Raw genomic sequence first — 24232 nt, forward strand, 5'->3', positions numbered from 1 at the left:
GACAAGAAATGACCCAGCAAATCTACAAATGGATGGAAAATCTGGCGTATTTTTTTATCTTTCTGTCTGCGGTGCTGAACTTTATGCCGGATAACAGCTACCGGAAATATGTACAGTACTTTATGGGGATTTTGCTGATGTTGTTATTACTGTCCCCTATTCTTCAATTCCTGAATATAGATGAACGGATAGAGACTTCTTTTTATGACTATCTTCAGGAGGAGGAATCCCGTCAGCTGCAGCAGTGGGAGGATTACGCGCAGGAACTGGAAGAGAAATACAATGTAAAAATGTATCAGGAGGAGGGGATGACACAATAAACGGACTGCCTAAGAATTTAAAAAAGGAACAGCTGGTAGTAGTGCTTCTGGTGGGAATACTGCTGCTGATCATTGCATTGCCCACAAAAGAGAAGGAAAAGGACAGCACCAGTGAGACGTCTCTTCCGGATACAGAAAAATCAGACACCCGGGAACTTACAGGGAGGCAGATGGAGACAGAGCTGGAACAGGCTCTTTCCAATGTGGAGGGGATCGGAAAGGTACAGGTAGTGCTTACCTTTGAAGATACGGGAGAAAAAGTGGTGGAGAAAGATTCAGATGCCACGGTATATGCGAAAGATTCCAAGGGAAATCAAACCCCCTATGTTTCCACAGAGATACTGCCCCGAATCAAAGGTGTGCTGGTGATTGCCCAGGGAGGTGATAATGCAGTGGTAAATCAAAATATTCGGGAGGCAGTTATGGCATTATTTCAGGTGGAAGCCCATAAAATTAAAGTAATGAAAATGAAATAGAGGAGAATCCAAGTGAAGAAAATTTTTAAGAAAAATCAGGTAATTATTACTGCCCTGGCAATCATGATAGCAGTGGCCGGATACATCAATTATTCGGACAGTCATCTGGGGATGGGCAAATCGCTTAAGAAAGCAAGCTCCGAAGATGTTAAAAATTCATCCGATGAGGATTCTAAAACCACAGCAGATATGGACAGTGTACTTCAGGATATTGACAGTCTGGACACAGATCTTACCGATGAGACAGCCCTGCTGGAAGAAAACAGTCAGGATACAGCAGATGCCAGTACGACAGATGCTAATGTAGAGACTCCGGGGGAGGCAGTACTTACAGGTGCTTCCACCTTTGTAGCACAGGCCAAGATCAGCAGGGAGCAGGTCCGATCCGCCAACAAAGAAACTCTGCTGGAGATTATCAACAATGCCAATATTTCTGACGAGCAGAAACAGGAAGCAGTGGCATCCATGGTGCAGATGACAGATTTGGCAGAGCAGGAAGAGGCGGCAGAGCTGCTTCTGGAAGCAAAAGGCTTTGAAAATGTGGTGGTGAATCTTACCAGTGACTCTGCGGACGTCATAGTACCCGATTCTGAGCTGGATGATGCCAAGAGAGCTCAAATCGAAGATATTGTTAAGAGGAAAACCAGTGTAGCTCCTGAAAATATCGTAATTACTCCCATGAGTCAGGCACAGTCATCAGACGACGGAACAGAGGGGGAAGAGTAATTTTAAAATCCCTTGACACCGTTTCCCGGGTATACTAAAATATTCAGAGCGTGTAAAATCACGGTAACCTTGGAAAAATAAGAAAATTACAGTTCGCACAGGAGGATGCTATCGTGCCTGATTATACAAATGAAATAAAAAAGAGACGTACATTTGCAATCATTTCTCATCCGGATGCCGGCAAAACCACCCTTACGGAAAAATTTCTTCTCTACGGGGGAGCGATCAACCTGGCAGGGTCAGTAAAAGGAAAAGCAACAGCCCGCCATGCGGTGTCTGACTGGATGGAGATTGAAAAAGAGAGAGGTATCTCTGTCACGTCTTCTGTACTGCAGTTTAACTACGACGGTTATTGCATTAACATACTGGATACCCCGGGACATCAGGATTTCTCGGAGGACACATATCGAACCTTAATGGCTGCAGATTCTGCAGTCATGGTTATTGACGGTTCCAAAGGCGTTGAAGCTCAGACCAGAAAGCTTTTTAAAGTCTGTGTCATGAGACATATCCCTATTTTTACATTTATTAACAAGATGGACAGAGATGCCAACGATACCTTTGACTTGCTGGATGAAATCGAAAAAGAGCTGGGAATTGCCACCTGTCCCATTAACTGGCCCATTGGTTCCGGAAAGGAATTCAAGGGTGTCTATGACAGAAACAGCAAAAGTGTGCTGACCTTTTCCGATACTATGAAAGGTACAAAAGAGGGTGTTGAAAGTGAAATCCCCATCGGGGACCCTAAGTTCGACGAGGCCGTGGGGGAAGAGGCCAAGGAGCTCTTAATGGAAGAAATCGAGCTGCTGGACGGCGCCAGTGCGGAGTTTGATTTGGAAAAAGTGAGCAAAGGTGAACTTTCCCCTGTGTTTTTCGGGTCGGCGCTGACGAACTTTGGCGTGGAGACCTTTTTAAAGCATTTTCTTCAGATGACCTCATCTCCCCTTCCCAGAAAGGCTGATGTGGGAATCATTGATCCGATGAAGGAAGACTTTTCAGCCTTTGTATTCAAGATTCAGGCTAATATGAACAAAGCCCACAGGGACAGAATTGCCTTTATGCGTATCTGTTCCGGCAAGTTTGATGCAGGGATGGAGGTATACCATGTACAGGGGGAAAAGAAGATGCGCCTGTCTCAACCCCAGCAGATGATGGCCCAGGATCGACACATTGTAGACGAGGCATATGCGGGAGACATCATCGGCGTATTTGATCCTGGTATTTTTTCTATCGGAGATACCATCTGTATGTCAAATAAGAAGTTTGCCTATGAGGGAATTCCCACTTTTGCTCCGGAGCATTTTGCCAGAGTACGCCAGTTAGATACTATGAAAAGAAAACAATTCATCAAGGGAATCAACCAGATTGCCCAGGAAGGTGCGATTCAGATCTTTCAGGAACTGAACACGGGAATGGAAGAGATTATTGTGGGAGTGGTAGGCGTCCTGCAGTTTGATGTGTTAAAATACCGCTTGGAAAATGAATATAAAGTAGATATTCGTCTGGAAAATCTTCCCTATGAACATATTCGCTGGATAGAGAACAAAGACGAGATCGATGTGAAAAAGATAACCGGGACTTCAGATATGAAGAAGGTTATGGATTTAAAAGGAAATCCGCTGCTTCTGTTTGTAAACAGCTGGAGCATCGGAATGACACTGGACAGAAACGATGGACTGCGGTTGGCAGAGTTTGGTAAGAATTAGAGGGGAAGGCACTGTGATACGGAATGTGGAGCGGTGCCTTTTTTGTAACTTAATTTAGCTCTGGGGAATTCATGCCGGGAGGTGAGATGGCAGGAGGACGGTGAGAGAAATGGCGCGGCAGCGGGCTGGCTGGGTTGGGCGGGAGGCTTAAGTTCCGGGGACACCTCCGTCGTGAAGAGAGTCTAAGACAAAACCGGAATCCCCCCCGGAGCACCGTTCGTATGTGCAAAGAATGCTTAATGTGCATTCTCTGCCCATGCTCACTTTTTTTCGGCCTGGACTGCCGAAAAAATCTCCGGTGTGAATCCCGTTTTTGCCTAAGACTCTCTACTCACTCCTACGGAATCGTCCGCGGACCTTAAGCCTCCCGCCCAACCCAGCCAGCCCGCTGCCGCGGGATTTCTCTCACCTGAGTATGGGAAATTTCAGGATGAGGGAGATTTTTGACAGTTTATTCAAAACATTGAGTTATCAATAGTGCTAAACAAGTAGATGAAAAGTGTACAAGGTTCGACCTCCTCCATCCGTTTTCCGTGAATGTTAAGTGAGTCTCTATCAGGTCAAGGGGGGCGGTCTTGGGGCCGGGGGAGCCGGTGTATCTGCGCAGACTGCGGAGTGCGTCCGAAGATCCACTGCCAGCGGTCACTTAGGAGCGAAGGCTCTCCTGAGCTTCTTAGTGAACGGCTAGGCAGTTAGCTAAGGAGAAACGCAGCAGCAAGCAGATACACCGGCTCCCCCGGCCCCAAGACCGCCCCCCTTGACCGTCCATCTGCGTCTCTCTTGACCGTCCATCTGCGTCTCTCTTGACCATCAGATCGTCTGCACCTCTCCACTCGCTGCCTATACACCGCGAGCTTCGCATTGACAGCTTTCCCTTTTCTTAGTACCATAGAGATAGAAAACTTAATATGGAGGAATTAAGATATGAAGAAGAAAGTATTGCTATGGATTGGGATCTTGGCGATGTGTACTTTTGCAGCTGGATGCGGCGGGAATGATAAGCAGGAAAAAACAGCCGCAACTGACACGGAGGCAACGGACGGGAAAAAGGAAGAATCCAAGGCAGAGGAGACAGCCAAGGAGGACACAAAGGCAGAAGAATCGGCAGAAAAGGCAGAAGAGCCTGAGGAGAAGACGGAAGAATCAGGAGAACCGGAAGAATCGGCGGTGCCCTATGTAAAGGGAACAGTGACAGACAATGTCTATGAAAGCAGCTGGCTGAATATGAAGATCACGCTGCCGGAAGACCTGTTATTCCTCACGGAGGAGGAAATACAGGAAGTGGCCGATACTGGCGAGGAGAATATGAACGAGGAAGGACAGGCAGCTGTGGCTGAGATGGAGGATACTTCTGTATATGAGCTAATTGCCAGAAATGCAACTCAGGATTTTACTGCTACACTTTTAACTGAGGACAGCCCTATGGCGAATATTACAGCCGACCAGTATCTTCAGGCAGTAAAGTCGGAGCTGCAGAGTTTTACCACAGATGAGATGGATTACACATTCTCCGATGAGATTGCCACTGTATCCATTGGGGGTCAGGACTATCAGCAGATGACAACCAGTGTTACCTATATGGATGTTAATATGCATCAGGATTACTGTACGAGAAAACAGGATAACAAAATTATCACCTGGATTCTGGTTTACACAGATGATAGTGCGGCTGCAAAAGATGCTTTTTTTGCTTCCATAGGGACGCTGCAATAAATAAATTTTTCCATACTCCTTTTATTTTCAGGTGAAATTTGTTATAATAACCACCAAGAGAATAGCCTTAGGAGGTTTTTGATTATGGCAGAAAAGAGAAATACTTATAAAATACATGATAACGGCAATCTGGGAGAAGTACAGATTGCAGATGAGGTGGTTGCAATTATCGCAGGCTTGGCTGCTACAGAGGTAGAGGGAGTTGCTTCCATGGCCGGGAATATCACGAATGAACTGGTTGGAAAACTGGGGATGAAGAATTTGTCCAAAGGTGTCAAGGTAGATGTCCTGGAAGATGTGGTATGTGTAGATCTGGCGCTGAATATAGATTACGGTTACAACATACTGGAAACAAGCAAGAAGGTTCAGGAGAGAGTGAAGACGGCCATCGAAAATATGACCGGACTGACAGTATCCGATGTAAATGTCCGCATTGCAAGTGTGGAGATGGAAAATAATAAGTAGACCTTTTACAATTGAGAAACATCCGGTTCACAGAAGAATCGTTCTGGCTGGTATCATTAAGGTGTCTCTGAAAAAGGCACCTTTTTCTCTTTGCAGAAGTGAAATTAAACGTGGAGGACGGAATGGGAAGAAGAGAACTTCGTGAAAATATATTTAAACTGCTTTTTGTAAGCGAATTCAATACACCGGAAGAGATGCCGGAGCAGATCAGTCTGTATTTTGAACAGCTGGGGGAACTCAGCCAGAAGGATCAGATGTATATGGAAGAGAAATATAAAAAGGTGCGGAATGTACTGGATGAGATAGACAGCCTGATCAATGAGGCGGCAAAAGGATGGAAAACTTCCCGTATGGGAAAGGTAGACCTCACGATTCTGCGCCTGGCTGTCTACGAGATGAATTACGATCCCGATGTACCGGTAAAAGTAGCCATTAATGAGGCCATTGAGATAGGAAAGCGATTTGGCCAGGATGAATCCGCAGCCTTTATCAACGGAATTTTGGGAAATATCGCTAAGGAGAAGGAATGAGCAGTATTTATTCTGTAACCCAGGTCAATACTTATATTAAGAACATGTTTACCCAGGATTTTTTTCTGAATAAGATATATGTAAAGGGTGAAGTATCCAACTGTAAATACCATACCTCGGGTCACATTTATTTCTCTCTGAAGGATGAGAGCGGAACCATTGCCTGTGTCATGTTCGCCGGAAGCCGTAAGGGACTTGCTTTTTCCATGAAAAACGGTGATAAGGTCATTGTTGGCGGAAGTGTCAGCGTATACGAGAGGGACGGAAAATATCAGCTTTATGCCAAAGAGATTACCCTGGAGGGCGCCGGTCTTCTGTACGAACGGTATCTGGCACTGAAAAAAGAGCTGGAAGAGATGGGAATGTTTGCACAGGAATATAAACAGCCCATTCCCCGGTTTATAAAAACCCTGGGAGTGGTGACCGCGCCAACGGGGGCTGCTGTACAGGATATCCGCAATATATCATATAGAAGAAACCCGTTTCTGCAGATTATTCTCTACCCTGCCCTTGTCCAGGGAGAGGGCGCCAAAGAGAGCATTGTCAGAGGAATTGAAAAACTGGATGCCCTGGGTGTGGATGTTATTATTGTAGGACGAGGCGGAGGTTCCATTGAAGACCTCTGGGCTTTTAATGAGGAGGAAGTAGCCAGAGCTATTTTCAACTGCAGTACCCCCATCATATCGGCAGTGGGACATGAGACAGATACTACCATAGCTGATTATGCGGCGGATCTCAGAGCCCCCACACCATCTGCAGCGGCAGAATTGGCGGTAGACGATATGCGCGGGCTTATGGACCTTATGTATGAATATTCCAGACGTCTGACAAGGGGGATGGAGAACCGGGTGCTTTTAGAGAAAGGACGGCTGGAACAGTACAGGACAAAGCTTAGCTTTTTAAGCCCAGCCAGCCAGATTCGGGAAAAACGCCAGAGACTGATAGATCTCGAGGATAAGATGCGGGAAAGCATGAAGCGAAACATCCTTGATTCCCGCCAGGAGCTGAATATTTATATTGAGCGAATGAAAGGATTATCCCCGCTGAATAAGCTGAATCAGGGATTTTCCTATGTGGAAGATGATAATCATCATGCAGTAACCAGCGTTACTCAAGTGGAACCCGGTGAGCATCTGATAATACAGGTTACAGACGGTATGATTCATACCTCTGTGGAAAAAACGGAAACTGCAGACAGAGGAGTTGGAATAAATGGCAGATAAAAAGCAAAGCAGAACCATAGAAGAGGCAATGAAATCTCTGGATGCGATTGTGACGCAGCTGGAGAGCAGAGAAATTTCACTGGAAGATTCTTTTAAGGTCTACCAGGAGGGAATGGAGCTATTAAAATACTGCAACAGTAAGATAGATAAAGTAGAAAAGAAAATGCTTCAGATGGATGAAAATGGAGAACTCAGTGAATTTTAAAGAGGAATTACAGAAGAAGACAGAGCGTGCGGAGCGTATCATCCGCAGATATCTTCCCGCAGAGGAAGGATTTTCACAGAGAATGGCGGAGGCAGTAAACTACAGCATGACAGCTCCGGGCAAGCGGCTCAGGCCTATCATGATGGAGGAGGCATACCTCTTATTCCTTGGAAGAGACCGAATGGCAATAGAGCCTTTCATGGCTGCCCTGGAGATGATTCATACCCATTCGCTGATCCACGATGATCTTCCTGCTCTGGATAATGATGATTATCGGAGAGGAAAAAAGACAACCCATGTGGTATACGGAGAGGCTGCGGCTATTCTTGCCGGAGATGCACTGCTGAACTATGCCTATGAAACCGCTTTTCTGGCATTTCAGAGTAATACGGATCCTGCTGTGATAGGACAGGCTCTGGAGATCCTGGGAAGAAAAACCGGAATCCACGGAATGCTGGGAGGCCAGGGTGTGGATGTGGAAAACGACGGCATACCAATAAACAGGGAGATGCTGAATTATATCTATAGAAATAAAACATCGGCCTTGATCGAAGCTGCGCTGATGACTGGTGCAGTGCTTGCAGGTGCAGAGAAATATGAGCTTGAGGCCATGGAACGAATCGGAAGAAACATCGGACTGGCGTTTCAGATTCAGGACGATATTCTGGATGTCACAGGGGATGAGAAGGAGCTGGGAAAACCAGTTCACAGCGATGAGAAGAATCACAAGACAACCTGGGTAACTCTGCAGGGACTGAAAGATGCTCATAAAGAGGCAGAGAAGCTGACGCAGGAGGCAGTATGTGAGCTGTCGTCACTGACAGGAGATGGTGAATTCCTTATATCACTGATTTCTTCCCTGAGCGGCAGAAAAAAGTAGAGGTGAAGCTACCAATGATTTTAGATAAGATAAATCAGCCAAACGATATAAAAAAAATACCGCTGGAGGAATTCCCCCAGCTTGCCTCAGAGATCCGTCAGTTTCTGATAGAATCCCTGAGTAAGACTGGGGGGCATCTGGCCTCCAATCTGGGTGTGGTAGAGCTTACTATGGCGCTCCACAATGTCATGGACCTTCCCACAGATAAGATCATCTGGGATGTAGGACACCAGTCTTACACCCACAAAATCCTGACCGGAAGAAAGGATGGGTTTGAGAATCTTAGAAAATATCAGGGGATGAGCGGATTTCCGAAAAGGTGTGAAAGCCAGTGCGATTCTTTCGACACAGGGCACAGTTCCACCTCTGTTTCCGCAGGCCTGGGATATGTGGCAGGGCGGGATCTCAAAGGGGAAAATTATCGTGTGGTGTCTGTAATCGGCGACGGGGCCCTTACCGGGGGGATGGCTTATGAAGCGCTGAACAATGCCTCAGAGCTGAAAACAAATTTTATTATAGTACTAAATGACAATAAGATGTCCATCTCTGAAAATGTAGGAGGTATTTCCCAGTATCTGGGGAATATACGCACTGCCGAAGCCTACACCGGACTGAAAATGAGTGTGACGAAGAGCCTCAATAAAATGCCCAGTGTGGGACCAGCAATTGTAAAAAAGATACACAAGACAAAAAGCAGCATCAAGCAGCTTTTTATTCCGGGAATGTTTTTTGAAGATATGGGCATTACCTACCTGGGACCTGTGAACGGCCATGACATCCGCCAGACTATGCGTGTGCTTAATGAAGCCAAAAAGGTGGAGGGAGCAGTCATTGTCCATGTCCTTACAGAAAAAGGAAAGGGATATGAACCCGCTATGCGCCATCCCGCAAGGTTCCACGGAACCACTCCCTTTGATATCACCAACGGCATACCCACAAGCAGCGGGAATAAAGCAAGCTACACGGACATATTTTCCACAGTTATGAGAAAGTTCGGCGACAGGAATCCGGATGTGGTGGCAGTGACTGCAGCCATGCCGGACGGGACGGGACTGAAGCGATTCCGGAATATGTTTCCAGACCGCTTCTTTGATGTGGGAATTGCGGAGCAGCATGCAGTTACCTTTGCCGCGGGTCTGGCGCTGGGCGGTCTGATACCTGTGGTTGCCATCTATTCCTCTTTTTTGCAGAGAGCATTTGACCAGGTGATTCATGATGTCTGCATGCAGAACCTACATGTAGTATTTGCCATTGATCGGGCAGGACTGGTAGGAAGCGATGGGGAGACCCATCAGGGATGCTTTGATTTGTCTTATCTCTCTCTGATTCCCAACATGACAGTGATGGCTCCGAAAAACAAGTGGGAACTGTCGGATATGCTGAAATATGCCGTGGCTTATGACGGGCCTATTGCCATCAGATATCCCAGAGGGGAGGCCTATGACGGCCTTGAGGAGTACAGGGAAGAGATTCGCTGCGGAAAAGGAGAATGGATCTACAGAGAGTCGGGGATTCTGCTGCTGGCAGCAGGGAGTATGGTGAAAACAGCGGTGAAGATCAGAGAGATGCTGAAGGAAAAGGGATACAGGGTGTCTCTGGTGAATGCCAGATTTGTAAAGCCTATTGATACAGAGATTATCTGTGAAGCCGCAAAGGATCACGGCCTCATCGTCACTCTGGAGGAAAATGTAAAGAGCGGCGGGTTTGGGGAGCATGTGGCGGACTGTGTGAGTACCAGGAAGCTTCCGGTTAAGGTGATGATCCGTGCATTGCCGGATCGGTTTGTAGAGCAGGGGAATGTAGGAATGCTCCACCAAGAGGTGGGGCTGGATCCTGAGGCAGTATGCCAATCCATACTGGAGGAAGAAGCTATATGAAAGAGCGTTTAGATGTTTTACTGGTAAACCGGAACCTTGCCGCTTCCAGAGAAAAAGCCAAAGCAGTAATAATGTCAGGGAATGTATTTGTAGAAGGACAGAGGGAGGACAAGGCCGGAACTATGTTTCCGGATACGGTGGAGATCACAGTCAAAGGGAATCCTCTGAAGTATGTGAGCAGAGGAGGCCTGAAGCTGGAGAAAGCCATGACACATTTTGGCCTGGAGCTCGCTGGAAAAGTATGCATGGACGTAGGTTCCTCCACCGGAGGATTTACAGACTGCATGCTTCAGAACGGAGCAGTTAAAGTATATGCAGTGGATGTGGGGCATGGGCAGCTGGACTGGAAACTGCGTCAGGACGAACGGGTCATCTGTATGGAGAAAACCAATATCCGTTATGTGCTTCCGGAGCACATACAGGAGGCGCCGCAGTTTGTTTCTATCGATGTATCCTTTATCTCCCTCACTAAAGTTTTGCTGCCGATTCGGGAGCTTATGGCAGAGGCAGGGGAAATTGTCTGTCTGATCAAACCTCAGTTTGAGGCAGGAAGAGAAAAGGTTGGCAAAAAGGGGGTAGTCAGGGACCCCCAGGTTCATGAGGAAGTGATACGGAAAGTAATCGATTACGCACAAAGCATCTCCTTTCGGGTTCTGCATCTGGAATTTTCCCCGATCAAAGGACCGGAGGGAAATATCGAATATTTGCTGCATCTGGGAAAATTCCCCGGGGAGGAGAACACACAAAGACAGGTGACAGCAGAGATAAAAGAAATTGTAGAAAAGGCACACGGTACATTAGACTGACAGGTGAGGGATATGAAAAAATTCTACATAATTACAAACAGCAGTAAAGATGAAGGATTGACAGTGACAAAAGAGATCGTGGGCTATCTGAAGGCGCAGGGATGCCAGTGTACCATACAGACAGAAAGAGACCGGGATCCGAATGCAGGTTATCACTATACGAATGTAAAGCTGATTCCGGAAGATGCGGACTGCGTCATCGTTCTGGGCGGGGACGGAACCCTGCTCCAGGCAGCCAGGGATGTGATAGACCGTCAGATCCCTCTGCTGGGCATCAATATGGGAACACTGGGGTATCTGGCAGAGATAGATCGTGATTCCATCGGTCCTGCCATTGATCATCTGATACGGGATGAGTATGAAATAGAGAGAAGAATGATGCTCACAGGGGATATGTACCGGGGAAGGGAGATTATAGCCTCAGATATTGCCCTGAACGATATCGTGATTGTCAGGGACGGACCAATGAGGATGGTCAGGTTCAAAAATTATGTTAACGGTGAGTTCCTGAATACCTACACTGCAGACGGAATTATAATATCAACACCTACCGGATCCACCGGATACAGCCTTTCGGTGGGCGGACCCATTGTATCGCCCGGAGCTTCTATGATTATGATGACACCTATAGCGCCTCATACGCTGAACACAAGAAGTATTATATTTTCTTCCGAGGATGAGATAACGGTGGAGATCGCGCAGGGGAAATCAAAAGGAGATGCCAAGGCGATCGCAAGCTTTGACGGGGATACGGATCTCACCATGACAACCGGAGATCGCATAGTGATACGCAGGGCTAAACCAGATACTCAGATTATAAAGATCAGTAATCTGAGCTTTTTAGAGGTGCTGCGGCAAAAGATGAGTACCAGCTAATGTGTGAGGATAACATCTCGGGAGGGTACAAAACATGAAGATAGCAAGACATTCAAAAATTATTGAATTAATCAATCAATATGATATTGAAACACAGGAAGAGCTTGCCGACAAGCTGCAGGAGGCTGGGTATAAGGTTACACAGGCCACTATTTCCAGGGATATCCGGGAACTTAAACTTACAAAAATAGCGGATGGAATCGGACGTTCCAGATATGCGGTTCTCGAAAACAAGAATCAGAATATGAGTGAAAAATACACCAGAGTGCTGAAGGACGCATTCCTATCCATGGATATGGCTCAGAATATCCTGGTAATCAAGACGGTATCCGGGATGGCTATGGCCGCGGCCGCAGCCCTGGATGAACTGAACTGGGAAGAGATCGTCGGATGTATTGCAGGGGACAATACGATCATGTGTGCGGTAAAAAGTGTAGATGAAACGCTGCTGCTCATGGAGAAAATCCGACGGATCCTGGAAAACTGAAGAAAGATCAGAAGAAGAGAGTGTAAAGGAGCAAAGATATGCTGGTTAATTTACACGTAAAAAATTTGGCACTGATAGATGAAATTGAAGTGGATTTTGATGAAGGTCTTAATATTTTAACCGGTGAAACCGGAGCGGGTAAGTCTATTATTATAGGCTCTATTAGTCTTGCCCTCGGAGGCAAGATGTCCCGGGACATGATCAGGGAAAATGCACCCTTTGCGCTGGTAGAATTGGTATTTTCTGTAAATAATCCTAAAATTCTGGAAGAATTGAAGAAACAGGATATTTTTGCAGAAGACGGGCAGATTATCATTACCAGAAAGATTACAGGAAACCGAAGCATCAGTAAGATAAACGGAGAAGCCTGCACGGTTGCCCAGATTCGGGAAGCCGCCGGCAAATTGCTGGATATTCATGGCCAGCACGAACATCAGTCTTTATTATATCCCGCAAAACAGCTGGAGATACTGGATGAATATGGGAAGGATAATCTGGCGGGCAGCATCCAAAAAGTAAGAGAGGCTTTCCGCAGATACAAAAAAATGCAGGAAGAACTGGCGGAATACCAGATGGACGAAGAGCAGAGAACCCGTGAAATATCATTTCTGGAATTTGAGATTAAGGAGATCACAGACGCAGATCTGAAGAATGGCGAGGACGAGGAGCTGGAGCAGAGGTATCGAAAACTGCTGAACGGAAAGAAAATTCTGGAGAACGCTTCACAGGTATACCAGATGTGTGCAGCAGACAGCGGCTGCAGCGATCTCCTGGGACGAAGTCTGTATCAGCTGGCCCAGGTGGCTGAATATGACGATACCCTGGCTGGCCTCTGCAGTGCTTTAAGCGATACAGAAGCCCTTTTAAATGATTTCAACAGAGAACTTTCAGGTTACCTGGATAACTTCTCCTATTCGGAAGAAGAATTTCATGAGATAGAAGAGCGCCTGGATTGGATCAACCACCTGAAAATGAAATATGGCCAGAGCATAGAGCTTATTCTGATGCAGCTTGATGAAAAAGAAAAACGGCTGGCTCATCTGCTGGATTTTGAGACAGAAAAAACCAGATTACTGACAGAATATAATATAGAAGAAAAAAAACTGTTCGAGGCCTGCCGGGAACTTTCTGAAAAAAGAAAAGAGGAGGCCTTAAAGCTGGAATTAAATGTTACAGAGGGGCTAAGAGACCTGAATTTTGCGGATGTAAGATTTAAAGTGAACTTTTCTGAAAAGGAACATTTTTCTGCAGAGGGTACAGATTCTGTGGAGTACCTCATCGCCACCAATCCCGGAGAGGCATTAAAACCTCTGGCAAAGGTGGTATCAGGAGGAGAACTTTCCCGTATTATGCTGGCGATCAAGACTCTGCTGGCAGACAAGGATGAGACAGAGACACTGATTTTTGACGAGATAGACACAGGCATCAGCGGCAGGACAGCCCAGAAGGTTTCAGAAAAAATGGCGGTTATCGGGAGAAATCACCAGGTGCTCTGCATTACCCACCTTCCTCAGATTGCTGCTATGGCAGATTCACACTACCTGATTGAAAAAAAAGTGTCAAATATGGAAACCACTACCCGGATACATCGTATCGGTCAGGAGGCATCCATAGAGGAGATTGCCAGGATTCTCGGGGGTGCAAAAATTACCAGTACGGTTTTAGAGAGTGCACGGGAGATGAAGGATTTGGCACAGGTACAAAAAAATTCAAGAGTGAAATAAGCAAATAATCACATACTAAAAAAGGTACACGATGGTGTATCTTTTTCTTTTTTTGAAAGGATGTGATATTTTGCATAGAAAGCGTAATTATAGACGGTTTCTACTCGTATTATTATTATTGAATATAATAGGAATTGGCGTTTACAGCTATATTTCTATCAGAGATTCAATTCCGGATGATGTGAGAATCCGGGCAGAAGAACAGGACGGCCTGGCAAGTATCCTGGAGCAGAACCCTCTGATCACCTATGATGATTCCCTTTCTGTGGCGGGTAATAAGACTTATACGATTGAATGCCGTCTCTGCCATGTAATGCCTCTGAAAAAAGTTAAGGTGCAGATTGTTGAGGATACCTGGGTAGCTGCTTCGGGTACTCCCATCGGTCTGTATATGGAGACAGAGGGAGTAATGATCATTGGGTCCGGGGATGTAGTATCTACGGACGGTATCGCCTATCAGCCGGCTGAGCATATCGTACAGGCTGGCGACTACATTCTGAAAGCCAATGGAACAGACATCACCAATAAAAACCAGCTTATCTCTATGATACACGACAGCAACGGGGAGACGATGGAGTTACTTGTGGACAGGAACGGAGAGGAAATTCCACTTTCGCTTACACCACTTTTAGGGGAAGACAATTCTTATAAGCTGGGAATTTGGGTCAGAGATAATACACAGGGCATCGGAACTCTTACCTATGTGGACGCCCATGGGAATTACGGAGCACTGGGCCACGGCATCAGCGATGTGGACACAGGAGAACTCCTCAAGCTGGACAGAGGAGAGCTATACCAGGCGGAGATTCTCTCCGTTATGAAAGGCTCAAAGGGAAATCCGGGAGAGCTCTCTGGTGTGATCAATTATCAAAAAAGCAATCAGCTGGGGTCAATCGACATAAACAGCGAAAAGGGAATATTCGGCACAATTCCCACAGAATCAAGAGAATCACTGCATTTGGTGCCTATGGAAGTGGGCCTGAAACAGGATGTTACAACAGGAAGTGCCAAAATTCTGACCACTGTAAAAGGAGAAACAAAAGAGTTCGACATAGAAATTACAGAGATTTTCTGGGATCAGGCAGATACGAATAAGGCTTTTTCCATCCAGGTGACAGACCCTGACCTATTAGAGTATTCCGGCGGAATTGTGCAGGGAATGAGCGGCAGCCCGGTGATTCAGAACGGGAAAATCATAGGTGCTGTGACTCATGTATTCGTTCAGGATGCTACAAAAGGATACGGAATCTTCATAGAAAATATGCTGGAGTAAGCTGAAAACAGAAGGGGAAATAATGTCTATAATGTCGAAATGTGACGGAAAATACACAGAATTGTCAGCGGATTCAACTTGATTATACAAAGAATAAATACTATAATACAATTATCGCTCAGAAATGAAGAAGAGAGGGCGCCCAAAAATTTCTGACGACAACCGAGAACTATGAGGAAATATGGAGGAGTAGTAATGGAAAAATTGAATGTTGCCATAGCAGATGACAATGAAAAAATGCTGGATTTGTTGGGAAATATCATAAACGAAGACAAAGAGCTGGAACTGGTAGGACACGCAAGTAATGGGGAAGATATTTACGAGATTATACGTGAAAAAGAGCCGGATGTTGTATTGCTTGATATTATTATGCCGAAGGTAGACGGACTGTCAGTTATGGAACGGGTGGGAAGAGATGTAGAAATCAAAAAACATCCTGCATTTATTGTTGTATCTGCTGTCGGACAGGAACAAATTACGGAAGATGCTTTTAATCTGGGCGCGAATTATTATATTTTGAAGCCATTTGACAATAATATGCTGTTGAATCGTATCAAACATATAAAAAATACCATGAGCGGAAAGACAAAAGAGCTGAGAAAAGTAAACGCTTACGAAAACAAGGGGGATTATTTCGAAAGAAATCTGGAAGCTGATGTGACAAATATCATTCATGAGATTGGCGTACCTGCACATATTAAAGGATATCAGTATCTGCGGGATGCCATCATTTTATCTGTTAATGACATGGAGATGCTTAACTCTATCACTAAAATATTATATCCGACCATTGCTAAAAAACATCAGACGACACCAAGCAGAGTAGAGCGTGCCATCCGACATGCCATAGAGGTGGCGTGGAGCAGAGGGAAAATGGACACCATAGATGAACTGTTTGGATATACAGTTAGTACAGGAAAAGGCAAACCAACGAATTCGGAATTCATTGCCTTAATTGCAGATAAAATTCGTTTAGAATACAAAAATAATTAGTAAGATCCTGTTACCGCCTTTTCATCTACCTTAAAATAGGCTATAATATCATTAATCAATGTTCTTACTCAAGGAGGATAACATATGAAAAAGATAATGTTTGTAGCATCTGAGGCGGTACCTTTTATTAAAACCGGAGGGTTGGCGGATGTTGTAGGTGCCCTGCCCAAATGTTTCGATAAAGAATATTTTGATGTGCGGGTAATCATACCCAAATATCAGTGCATGAAAGAGGAATTTAAGAATCAGTTACAGTATGTAGCTCATTTTTATATGGATATAGGATACAGAAATGAATATGTGGGAATTCTGGAGCTGGAATACGAAGGAATTCACTTCTATTTCATAGATAATGAATATTATTTCTCAGGATATCGCCCGTACGGGGACATTCGGTTTGATCTGGAGAAATTCGCATTTTTCTCTAAAGCAGCACTGTCCATACTTCCCGTAATTGATTTTAAGCCGGATATTATTCACTGCCATGACTGGCAGACAGGACTGATTCCCGTTTATCTGAAAGACCAATTTCAGCTGGGTGACTTCTACAGAGAAATTAAGAGCGTAATCACGATACATAACCTGAGATTTCAGGGGACGTGGGATGTAAAGACCGTCCGGGAAATCACTGGGTTGCCGGATTACTTCTTTACGCCAGACAAGCTGGAAGCATATAAAGACGCCAATTATCTTAAGGGGGGGATTGTCTTTGCCGATGCTATCACGACCGTGAGCAATACGTATGCCGAAGAGATTAAGACAGAGTTTTATGGAGAAAAGCTGGACGGCCTTCTGAGGGCCCGTGCCAACAGCCTCAGAGGTATTGTTAATGGAATCGATTATGATGAATATAATCCGGCAACGGATCCTTATATAACAAAGACTTATGATGCCAAGACGTTCAGGAAGGAAAAGGTAAAAAATAAAACTGCGCTGCAGAGGGATTTGGGACTTGAGACAGACCCTAAAAAGATGATGATAGGTGTTGTCTCCCGTCTCACCGATCAAAAGGGCTTTGACCTTGTTTCTTATATTATGGATGAGCTCTGCCAGGACCAAGTGCAGATTGTTATTCTCGGGACAGGGGAAGAACATTATGAGAACATGTTCCGGCATTTTGCCTGGAAATACAATGGAAAAGTGTCTGCCAACATATATTATGATGAGGCAATGTCTCACCGTATTTATGCGTCCTCAGATGCCTTCCTTATGCCTTCTCTGTTCGAGCCCTGCGGCCTGAGTCAGCTTATGAGCCTGCGGTACGGAACCCTGCCGATCGTCAGGGAAACCGGAGGCTTAAAGGACACCGTGGAGCCCTACAATGAATTTGAGAACTCAGGCACTGGCTTTAGCTTTAAAAATTTCAATGCCCATGAGATGCTTGCCACTATCCGCTATGCGGAAAAAGTCTACTACGACAAGAAAAGAGAGTGGAATAAAATGGTGGACCGTGCCATGGCCAGAGATTATTCCTGGAACAGCTCGGCGAAACAGTATGAGGAAATGTATAACTGGCTGATCGGCTATTAACTGGAACCGTCAAAAATCCGTATAAAACCTGATAAATATGCCATACTACCATAGTATAGAAAATATCAGGAGGTTATGTTATGACAGATTTATCAGAATTAGACGTTCAGAATCTTCGCCACTTAATCGGCGGATACGAAACCACTCACTGTAAGATGCAGGATTATGCCCATGAGGCTCAGGATCCTCAGGTAAAGCAGTTTTTTCAAAAATCTGCGCAGTCCGCAATGGAAACTAAGCAACAGCTGATGCAGTTCTTACGGTAGGAGGTTAGAAAATGACAGAAAAAACAATGGTATCCGATACTTTAGCAGGCATTAACGGCGAATTATTACGTTACAGCGAGATGATTACTCAGTCAGAGAATCCACAGTTAAAACAGACATTAAAGCAGATCCGCAATCAGTGTGAAATGTCTCAGGAAGAGATTTACCAGATTGCAAGAGCGAAAGCTTACTACGTTCCGGCTTCTAAGGCAACCCCGGAAGAAGTTGCCCATGTTCGTTCCTTATTCGAACAGCCGCAGATGCAGTAATAAACAGGTATGAAAAGGAGTCCATTTATAGATTGAGTCTATAAATGGACTCCTTTTATTTCAAAACCCAATTAGACTTTCCGGGGCCGGAAAGATATACTGGAAAAAAGAGGAACCGGAGGCATCTGCGTCCGGAATATACAGGAGGGTAATCATGGAATTAATCAAAGAGCTGCCAGAGGTGTTTGAAGATTTTGCGGAGCAGAGAAAGAATTCTTTTTTGGCTGTGAAAGAATTGAAGGATCAGGGAGTCCCTGTGGTAGGAGTATTCTGTACCTATCTGCCCCAGGAGATTCCGGCAGCTATGGGGGCAGCTGTCGTAGGACTTTGCTCCACCTCAGATGAGACAATCCCGGAGGCGGAAAAAGAACTTCCCAGAAATCTATGTCCGTTAATTAAGTCCAGCTATGGATTTGCCAAAACCGATAAATGTCCGTTTTTTTATTTTTCAGACCTGATAGTCGGAGAGACAACCTGTGACGGAAAGAAAAAGATGTACGAACAGCTGGGGGAATTTAAGCCGGTGCATGTGATGGAACTGCCAAACAGCCAGAGTGAAGACGGACTGCAAATGTATAAAAATGAAATCATCCGTTTTCAGAAGGTTCTGGAAGAAAAGTTCGGGATAACCATAACAGAAGAAGATATCCGCAGGGCAACACACCTGAGAAATGAAGAGCGAAAGGCTTTAAAAGCTTTTTATGAATTGATGAAGCTGGATCCGGCTCCCATGAAAGGGCAGGATTTGTTTCAGATTCTGTATGGCTCTACCTTTAAGTTTGACAAAGAAAAGGTAGTAAGTGAAATAAACGCTATTCGTGAGAAAGTCGAGTCAGAATATAAAGAGGGAAAGTGTCTGGATAAACGTCCCAGAATATTGGTGACAGGTTCGCCGGTAGCGGGAGGGGCCATGAAGGTGGTTAAGGCTATTGAGGATAACGGCGGCGTGGTGGTTGCATTTGAAAACTGCGGAGGGGCCCGTTCTATAGAAGCCCTGGTAGACGAAGATGCTCCCGACATCTATCAGGCTCTGGCGAGCCGTTATCTGAGTCTTGGCTGTTCCTGTATGTCTCCCAATCCCAACCGCTACCGCCTCATGGGGGAACTCATCGAGGATTACAAGGCGGATGCTGTTGTGGATGTAGTGCTTCAGGCATGCCATACATATAATGTGGAGACTATGGGAATAAAGAAATATGTCAAAGAACAATATGGGATTCCTTATATGTCATTGGAGACCGATTATTCTACTGGGGATATTGGTCAGCTGAACACAAGAATGGCCGCATTTATTGAGATGCTGTAGGGAGCCGGATATGTTGTATAGTTTAGGAATAGATTCGGGCTCTACCACAACAAAAGGGGTGCTGTATGACGGAAAAAATGTTCTGCGTATGGAGATGATCCCAACAACTGCCTGCCCACAGCAGAGTATACGGCAGATTTACGAGGCTTTATGGAGTGAGAACGTAGGGTATACGGTTACCACAGGATATGGCAGAGAACTTTTGACAGAGGCAGATAAAAAAGTCACAGAGATTACCTGCCATGCCAGGGGTGCAGCCTTTCTAAACCCCGGGATTGGAGCAGTGGTGGATATCGGAGGCCAGGACAGCAAAGCGATACTTTTGGATAGGGATTTAAATGTAATTGACTTTTTGATGAATGATAAATGCGCTGCAGGCACCGGGCGTTTTGTAGAGGTAATGATGCGTACCCTGGAGCGGCCGGTTGCCGAAATGGATGACTTTGTAGCAGGCTGCAAGCCGTTAAATATCAGCAGTATGTGTACCGTATTTGCCGAAAGCGAGATTGTGAGTCTCCTTGCCAAAGGAGAAAATCCGGGCGATATTGCCCTGGGAGTGATTCATTCTGTCTGCCGGCGAACGGCCATCTTCGCCCAGCGGCTGAAGCTGGAAGGGGATATCTTTTTTTCCGGCGGTCTTTCCAGGTTTCGTATTTTTTCCGAGGTGTTGGAGCAATATTTGAACCGCCCGGTGTATACATCACCGGCCGCGCAATACGCAGGAGCTTTGGGTGCAGCAGTGATCGGATACAGAAAACTTATATAATGCCTCCATTTTATGGAAATAAAATATAGTTTATAGGATTTTCAGAAGTTGGTCATCCCTTTGTCACAATTATTTTGTATAGTATAACTATGGCAGGCGTCAGCCCTGACAGAAGTCTGATGGAATGAATCATTTGTCAGGATCATATGGTGCAACAGGGGAATGTATATGGAGGTTATGGTATGAAGTATATGAGTTATTACGAGGAAAACGGCAGAATAACAAAAAACGATTACCGGAGAATAGAAAAGACATTACAGGAAGAGGCACCTGATAAGTTTGAGAGGATGCTCCTTCGCAAAATGGAGTTTGTCAATGTGGAAGGATACATATCCCGTGACGAAGAGCTTCCCCGCTATTATCTGTGCAGAAAGACAAAAGAAAATCATGAAGAATTTCTCTATCTGGAAAAGAAAAATGTCCAGAACGGCGTTGTATATAAGTATTGCTGTACCCTGACCCGCGAAGAATGCCAGGCGGTTATGGACGGCAACATTGTCTGGATGCAGGAACATGAGCATCCTCTTGTGCGGGATCTCTACCGCCAGATGACGATTAACGGCCTGGAGCTTGGGGGGCTCAAGGAGTACGAGAGAAAGGTATATCAGTCTAAAAAGGACAGCAGAATTGTTTTTGATGAAAGAATTCAGCGGATCATAGGAAAACATGTCACTTTGTTTGAGGAAGAGGGGATGCGTGTGGATTGCCTCTTCGGACATCAGGTACATATCAGCTACAGAAGAGATAAGACAATTCCCCGGATGATCGCCAATATGGTACAGAATCAGGAACAGGTTTCCGAGGATTTTGCATTTGCGTAACAGCTTATAAAAGAGAAGAAGAGGTCAGAGGCAGGAAGCCCCTGGCATCTTCTTCTTTTTGCAGACAAAATATGCTATAATAGCAAATATTAGGAGATTATATTACAATCGGCTGAATGGCTGCGTCGGGGGAGAATGCCTATGCACTTAAAATATACTGTATCAGACAAGGACTACCGGAAATTTATATGGAAGGAACTGCTTTTTGAACATGTATGGAATCCCTTGATTCTGTTAGCGTATTTTGCTTTTTGGCAGGTGACGTTTCTGCTGGCGCAATATGGGATGATTAAGAGAAACCTGCCGTTTTTTGTTTTGCTTCTGCTGTTTTTTATTGGGGTTATGGTGGAATTCTTATTCCGGGGAGACAGACGGATACACCGGAAAGTGACAAATTACGGGGACTTACTTTATTTTACTTCTATTGAAGTGTTTATTATGGAAAAAGACGGAGACGTTAAAAATTGTATTCCCTGGAAGGAACTGAAAAGACTGAAGGAGAATAAAAAGTGGGTATTTCTGTATTTCACAGATCTGCGGTTTATTCCCGTAGAGAAAGCAGCGATTCAGGAATCCATGAGAGGTGAACTCAGGCAGCTGCTGGAGAGTAAAAAGCATATCCGGAAAGTCAGCCTTCGCTGGACAGTTCTTGTGCTGTGGGGCCTTATTACAGTTTTTGGAATGTATGCTGTGGGAAAGTCGGCAGTTTCCTATAACGGTAAGCTGTCGTGGAAGATAGAACAGTGGAAGAGTGTGCGCAAGGTAAGCCTTGACAGTGATAATATTTATGAGATCAGACTGGAAGGTATGATGGAACGCATCGGGAGAAGAATTGAAATATCCCCTCACCTGTCAGTGAAAAATTACTCCGTACAATTTCAGGCAGACGGGACCATTGATACTATTGATATGTTCTTATATGGATTTGACGGTAATTACAAACCCCACAGGAATTATCATATATGGTATGACAGGGATAAGGATAAAAGCCTGTATGTCAGGGTACAAAACCTGGAAGGCATAGAAGGAGATGGGACAGCCTATGACCTGGACAGTGATTTTTCCATCCTTGAAATTATGATGGAGAAAATTCCTCTGGAGGAAGATGTGTCTCAATGGAAGGAGAAGGAGTACGGACTGCTCTACAAAGGCAATTATAATTGGGGATCCGATAAAACGGGGCTCCGGTTTATTGACAGGGATGGATCAGTTTCGCTGCCCTCCCCGGAGGAATGGGAGATTAAGGGTCCGAGCCTTTCAGTCTACTGTGTGGGCAGGCAGGAGGAGATTACCCCGGTAAGATATGTATACAAAAAATAAGGGGATTGATGTATGAATGGAAGAAAGCTGGCACTGGCCGGGATAGCCGTTTTTGCCCTGGGACTCGTCGGCTGTGAAAAGCCAATGTTTTTTGAAGCTCTGCTGAAGGATACGAATCAGCTTTTTGGAAAAACGGAGAGTGAAGGGCAGACATCCGCATATGGATGGGATTTTGATAAATACTTACTTCCTCCTGCATTTGCTCAGGAGACACTGGAGGCCATAGGCGCCATGTCCCCTGTCAGTGAAGGGCTGGTGAGGGAGGTGAGGGATGAATACGAGCGGGTGGAGGAGTCAGCTATAGAATGTTCCGATAATCCGTATCAGGTTCCCTGTACGGATCCTGACATGTTTTGGGATACAGCCAGGGAAATGATAAATCGCTATTTTACTGGCCTGACGGCTCAATACGGGACATATGAGGCGCTGACATCTGAACAGCGGATAGATTATGCAGAAGTCCTGGACTGCCGGCTCATCGCAGGGGATCGGGGGGCATTTGCGGCGGAAACTGTTGTGAATCTGCATGTACCGGACGCAGAGACCTCTCGTTACAAGGAGTATGGCGTTTCCTGGCAGGAGAATGTCATTCGGTGTGCTCTGACTGTCTGTGGAGAGCAGACATCCGATTATATCTATGAACTGAAAGGGATTGTGCAGACGGAGGACGCCAGAAGCGTGACAGACACCCAGGTACCTTATATCCGGCCCGCTGCTCCAAGAGAAAAAGAAGGATCGTATCAGCTTCAGGAGAAGACGCTCAGTGTCTCATATGATAAGGGGAAAAGCTGGACGGCAGTTCCTGTGACTATGGAAGATCTCTTTGTGCATACAGATATAGAAAGCCAGGGCGTGCCGGCGTCTCTGGATCAGGGAAGCTATATTATTTCTCCTGGATTCACTGCCTTCTTGTACGGCGGAGAGGAGGGAAAGCCTGTAACTATGATACTCTCCCGGGATCAGGGAAAAACCTGGGAGGAAAAAAAGGTATCAGACCGGATTGCCGTAAGACGCAGCTTTCTATCGGTCACTGAAAATTGTATCTACGCAGTTACCGGAGGAGATAAGACAATGGGTTCGGAATACCAGGAGGTACTGGTCAGCCGGGACGGAGGGGATACCTGGGAGCAGTGTGCTTCCCCGTCGGAAAACGGCACATTTCTCACGCTGGATGTGAATTTTGTGAGTGATGCTGTGGGATTTATCACAGTAACCAGTCATGAAACTCCGGACTTTTACCGCACGGAGGACGGAGGAGTCTCCTGGACGCAGATGTCGGTGGAACTTCCTGTTCCTTATTACTCTGCTAATTTTTCCATGGCATGGGCGCCGTGGCAGGAGGGAGAGCACCTGGTGATGTATGTGGGCCAGGATGAATCTGCTCCATTTTCCGGAATGATGTGCCGTTATATCAGCCCGGATCTGGGGAGAACGTGGTCGTTTGACGGATACGGGATAAGTCAGTAACCCCTTGACTTATCCCTTTTTTCATGTTACTTTAATACCGTACATTTCTAAATTTTCCGGCGAATCAGCCAAACTATTCCAGTGGATAACAGCAGATAGAAGGTGGGATGCCTATGTCCTGATAAGAGTGGATTTGAGAAAATAACAGGTTGACAAGAATTAAAAAAAAGTGTAGTATAATAGTATTGAAAAACGAACATAAGTTCG

General features: G+C 45.5%; 25 protein-coding genes. All 25 read left to right on the plus strand.

Translation table 11 applies throughout. From position 1 onward, the window contains the following. The first annotated feature begins 8 nt into the window (after nt 1–8). The 25 genes from ACGHCT_RS10750 to ACGHCT_RS10870 all read left to right on the plus strand — a co-directional run bounded on the left by ACGHCT_RS10750 (nt 9) and on the right by ACGHCT_RS10870 (nt 24025). A complete protein-coding gene (locus ACGHCT_RS10750; protein WP_072850008.1) occupies nt 9–320 on the plus strand; it encodes a stage III sporulation protein AF in 312 nt (103 codons plus the stop codon). Continuing rightward, nucleotides 245–796: a stage III sporulation protein AG gene (locus ACGHCT_RS10755; protein WP_341443391.1), complete on the plus strand. Its 552-nt coding sequence runs from the start codon at nt 245–247 to the stop codon at nt 794–796. Before ACGHCT_RS10750 ends, ACGHCT_RS10755 begins: the two co-directional genes overlap by 76 nt. 12 nt (nt 797–808) lie before the next feature. Further along, entirely contained in the window at nt 809–1522 is a 714-nt protein-coding gene (locus tag ACGHCT_RS10760) for a SpoIIIAH-like family protein (RefSeq protein ID WP_072850006.1), read from the plus strand. A 113-nt stretch (nt 1523–1635) separates the two neighbouring features. Next, entirely contained in the window at nt 1636–3228 is a 1593-nt protein-coding gene (locus ACGHCT_RS10765; RefSeq protein WP_072850004.1) for a peptide chain release factor 3, read from the plus strand. Nucleotides 3229–4152: 924 nt separating this feature from the next. Next, on the plus strand, nt 4153–4941 hold the full coding sequence (locus ACGHCT_RS10770; RefSeq protein WP_390439992.1) for a hypothetical protein: 789 nt from the start codon (nt 4153–4155) through the stop codon (nt 4939–4941). Between the two features lie 84 nt (nt 4942–5025). Next, nucleotides 5026–5406: an Asp23/Gls24 family envelope stress response protein gene (locus tag ACGHCT_RS10775; protein WP_072850000.1), complete on the plus strand. Its 381-nt coding sequence runs from the start codon at nt 5026–5028 to the stop codon at nt 5404–5406. A 122-nt stretch (nt 5407–5528) separates the two neighbouring features. Beyond that, nucleotides 5529–5936: a transcription antitermination factor NusB gene (gene nusB, locus ACGHCT_RS10780; RefSeq protein ID WP_072849998.1), complete on the plus strand. Its 408-nt coding sequence runs from the start codon at nt 5529–5531 to the stop codon at nt 5934–5936. Further along, nucleotides 5933–7159, plus strand: a complete 1227-nt coding sequence (gene xseA / locus ACGHCT_RS10785; protein ID WP_390439997.1) for an exodeoxyribonuclease VII large subunit — start codon at nt 5933–5935, stop codon at nt 7157–7159. Before nusB ends, xseA begins: the two co-directional genes overlap by 4 nt. Then, entirely contained in the window at nt 7149–7364 is a 216-nt protein-coding gene (gene xseB, locus ACGHCT_RS10790; RefSeq protein WP_072849993.1) for an exodeoxyribonuclease VII small subunit, read from the plus strand. The genes xseA and xseB overlap by 11 nt, the downstream gene beginning before the upstream one ends. After that, a complete protein-coding gene (locus tag ACGHCT_RS10795; RefSeq protein ID WP_072849991.1) occupies nt 7354–8244 on the plus strand; it encodes a polyprenyl synthetase family protein in 891 nt (296 codons plus the stop codon). The genes xseB and ACGHCT_RS10795 overlap by 11 nt, the downstream gene beginning before the upstream one ends. A 14-nt stretch (nt 8245–8258) precedes the next feature. Continuing rightward, nucleotides 8259–10121, plus strand: a complete 1863-nt coding sequence (gene dxs, locus ACGHCT_RS10800) for a 1-deoxy-D-xylulose-5-phosphate synthase (RefSeq protein WP_072849989.1) — start codon at nt 8259–8261, stop codon at nt 10119–10121. Continuing rightward, a complete protein-coding gene (locus tag ACGHCT_RS10805; RefSeq protein ID WP_072849987.1) occupies nt 10118–10927 on the plus strand; it encodes a TlyA family RNA methyltransferase in 810 nt (269 codons plus the stop codon). The genes dxs and ACGHCT_RS10805 overlap by 4 nt, the downstream gene beginning before the upstream one ends. 12 nt (nt 10928–10939) lie before the next feature. Next, nucleotides 10940–11803 carry an NAD(+)/NADH kinase gene (locus tag ACGHCT_RS10810; protein WP_072849985.1) on the plus strand — a complete coding sequence of 288 codons (864 nt, stop codon included), beginning with the start codon at nt 10940–10942 and terminating at the stop codon, nt 11801–11803. Nucleotides 11804–11837: 34 nt separating this feature from the next. Further along, the gene (argR, locus tag ACGHCT_RS10815; RefSeq protein WP_072849983.1) at nt 11838–12290 is read left to right on the plus strand and encodes an arginine repressor; all 453 of its coding nucleotides are present in this window, start codon (nt 11838–11840) and stop codon (nt 12288–12290) included. 38 nt (nt 12291–12328) lie between these two features. Continuing rightward, a complete protein-coding gene (gene recN, locus ACGHCT_RS10820; protein WP_390440004.1) occupies nt 12329–14014 on the plus strand; it encodes a DNA repair protein RecN in 1686 nt (561 codons plus the stop codon). 70 nt (nt 14015–14084) lie between these two features. Next, entirely contained in the window at nt 14085–15287 is a 1203-nt protein-coding gene (gene spoIVB, locus ACGHCT_RS10825) for a SpoIVB peptidase (protein WP_390440007.1), read from the plus strand. Between the two features lie 195 nt (nt 15288–15482). Then, a complete protein-coding gene (gene spo0A, locus ACGHCT_RS10830; protein WP_072849977.1) occupies nt 15483–16280 on the plus strand; it encodes a sporulation transcription factor Spo0A in 798 nt (265 codons plus the stop codon). 84 nt (nt 16281–16364) lie between these two features. Continuing rightward, nucleotides 16365–17810 carry a glycogen synthase GlgA gene (gene glgA, locus ACGHCT_RS10835; RefSeq protein WP_072849975.1) on the plus strand — a complete coding sequence of 482 codons (1446 nt, stop codon included), beginning with the start codon at nt 16365–16367 and terminating at the stop codon, nt 17808–17810. A gap of 80 nt (nt 17811–17890) precedes the next feature. Beyond that, complete coding sequence (locus tag ACGHCT_RS10840) at nt 17891–18076, plus strand: hypothetical protein (RefSeq protein WP_072849973.1); 186 nt, start codon at nt 17891–17893, stop codon at nt 18074–18076. A gap of 11 nt (nt 18077–18087) precedes the next feature. Then, nucleotides 18088–18345, plus strand: a complete 258-nt coding sequence (locus ACGHCT_RS10845; protein ID WP_390440011.1) for a spore coat protein — start codon at nt 18088–18090, stop codon at nt 18343–18345. Between the two features lie 154 nt (nt 18346–18499). After that, the gene (locus tag ACGHCT_RS10850) at nt 18500–19651 is read left to right on the plus strand and encodes a double-cubane-cluster-containing anaerobic reductase (RefSeq protein WP_072849969.1); all 1152 of its coding nucleotides are present in this window, start codon (nt 18500–18502) and stop codon (nt 19649–19651) included. A 10-nt stretch (nt 19652–19661) separates the two neighbouring features. Next, on the plus strand, nt 19662–20417 hold the full coding sequence (locus ACGHCT_RS10855; RefSeq protein WP_072849967.1) for an acyl-CoA dehydratase activase: 756 nt from the start codon (nt 19662–19664) through the stop codon (nt 20415–20417). A 182-nt stretch (nt 20418–20599) separates the two neighbouring features. After that, on the plus strand, nt 20600–21238 hold the full coding sequence (locus ACGHCT_RS10860) for a VTC domain-containing protein (RefSeq protein WP_154258054.1): 639 nt from the start codon (nt 20600–20602) through the stop codon (nt 21236–21238). Between the two features lie 141 nt (nt 21239–21379). Continuing rightward, nucleotides 21380–22558, plus strand: a complete 1179-nt coding sequence (locus tag ACGHCT_RS10865) for a YcxB family protein (protein WP_390440015.1) — start codon at nt 21380–21382, stop codon at nt 22556–22558. Between the two features lie 12 nt (nt 22559–22570). Next, entirely contained in the window at nt 22571–24025 is a 1455-nt protein-coding gene (locus tag ACGHCT_RS10870) for a WD40/YVTN/BNR-like repeat-containing protein (RefSeq protein WP_390440018.1), read from the plus strand. The last annotated feature ends 207 nt before the right edge of the window (nt 24026–24232 follow it).

Source organism: Lactonifactor longoviformis (genome assembly GCF_042848515.1).
GTDB lineage: Bacteria > Bacillota > Clostridia > Lachnospirales > Lachnospiraceae > Lactonifactor > Lactonifactor longoviformis.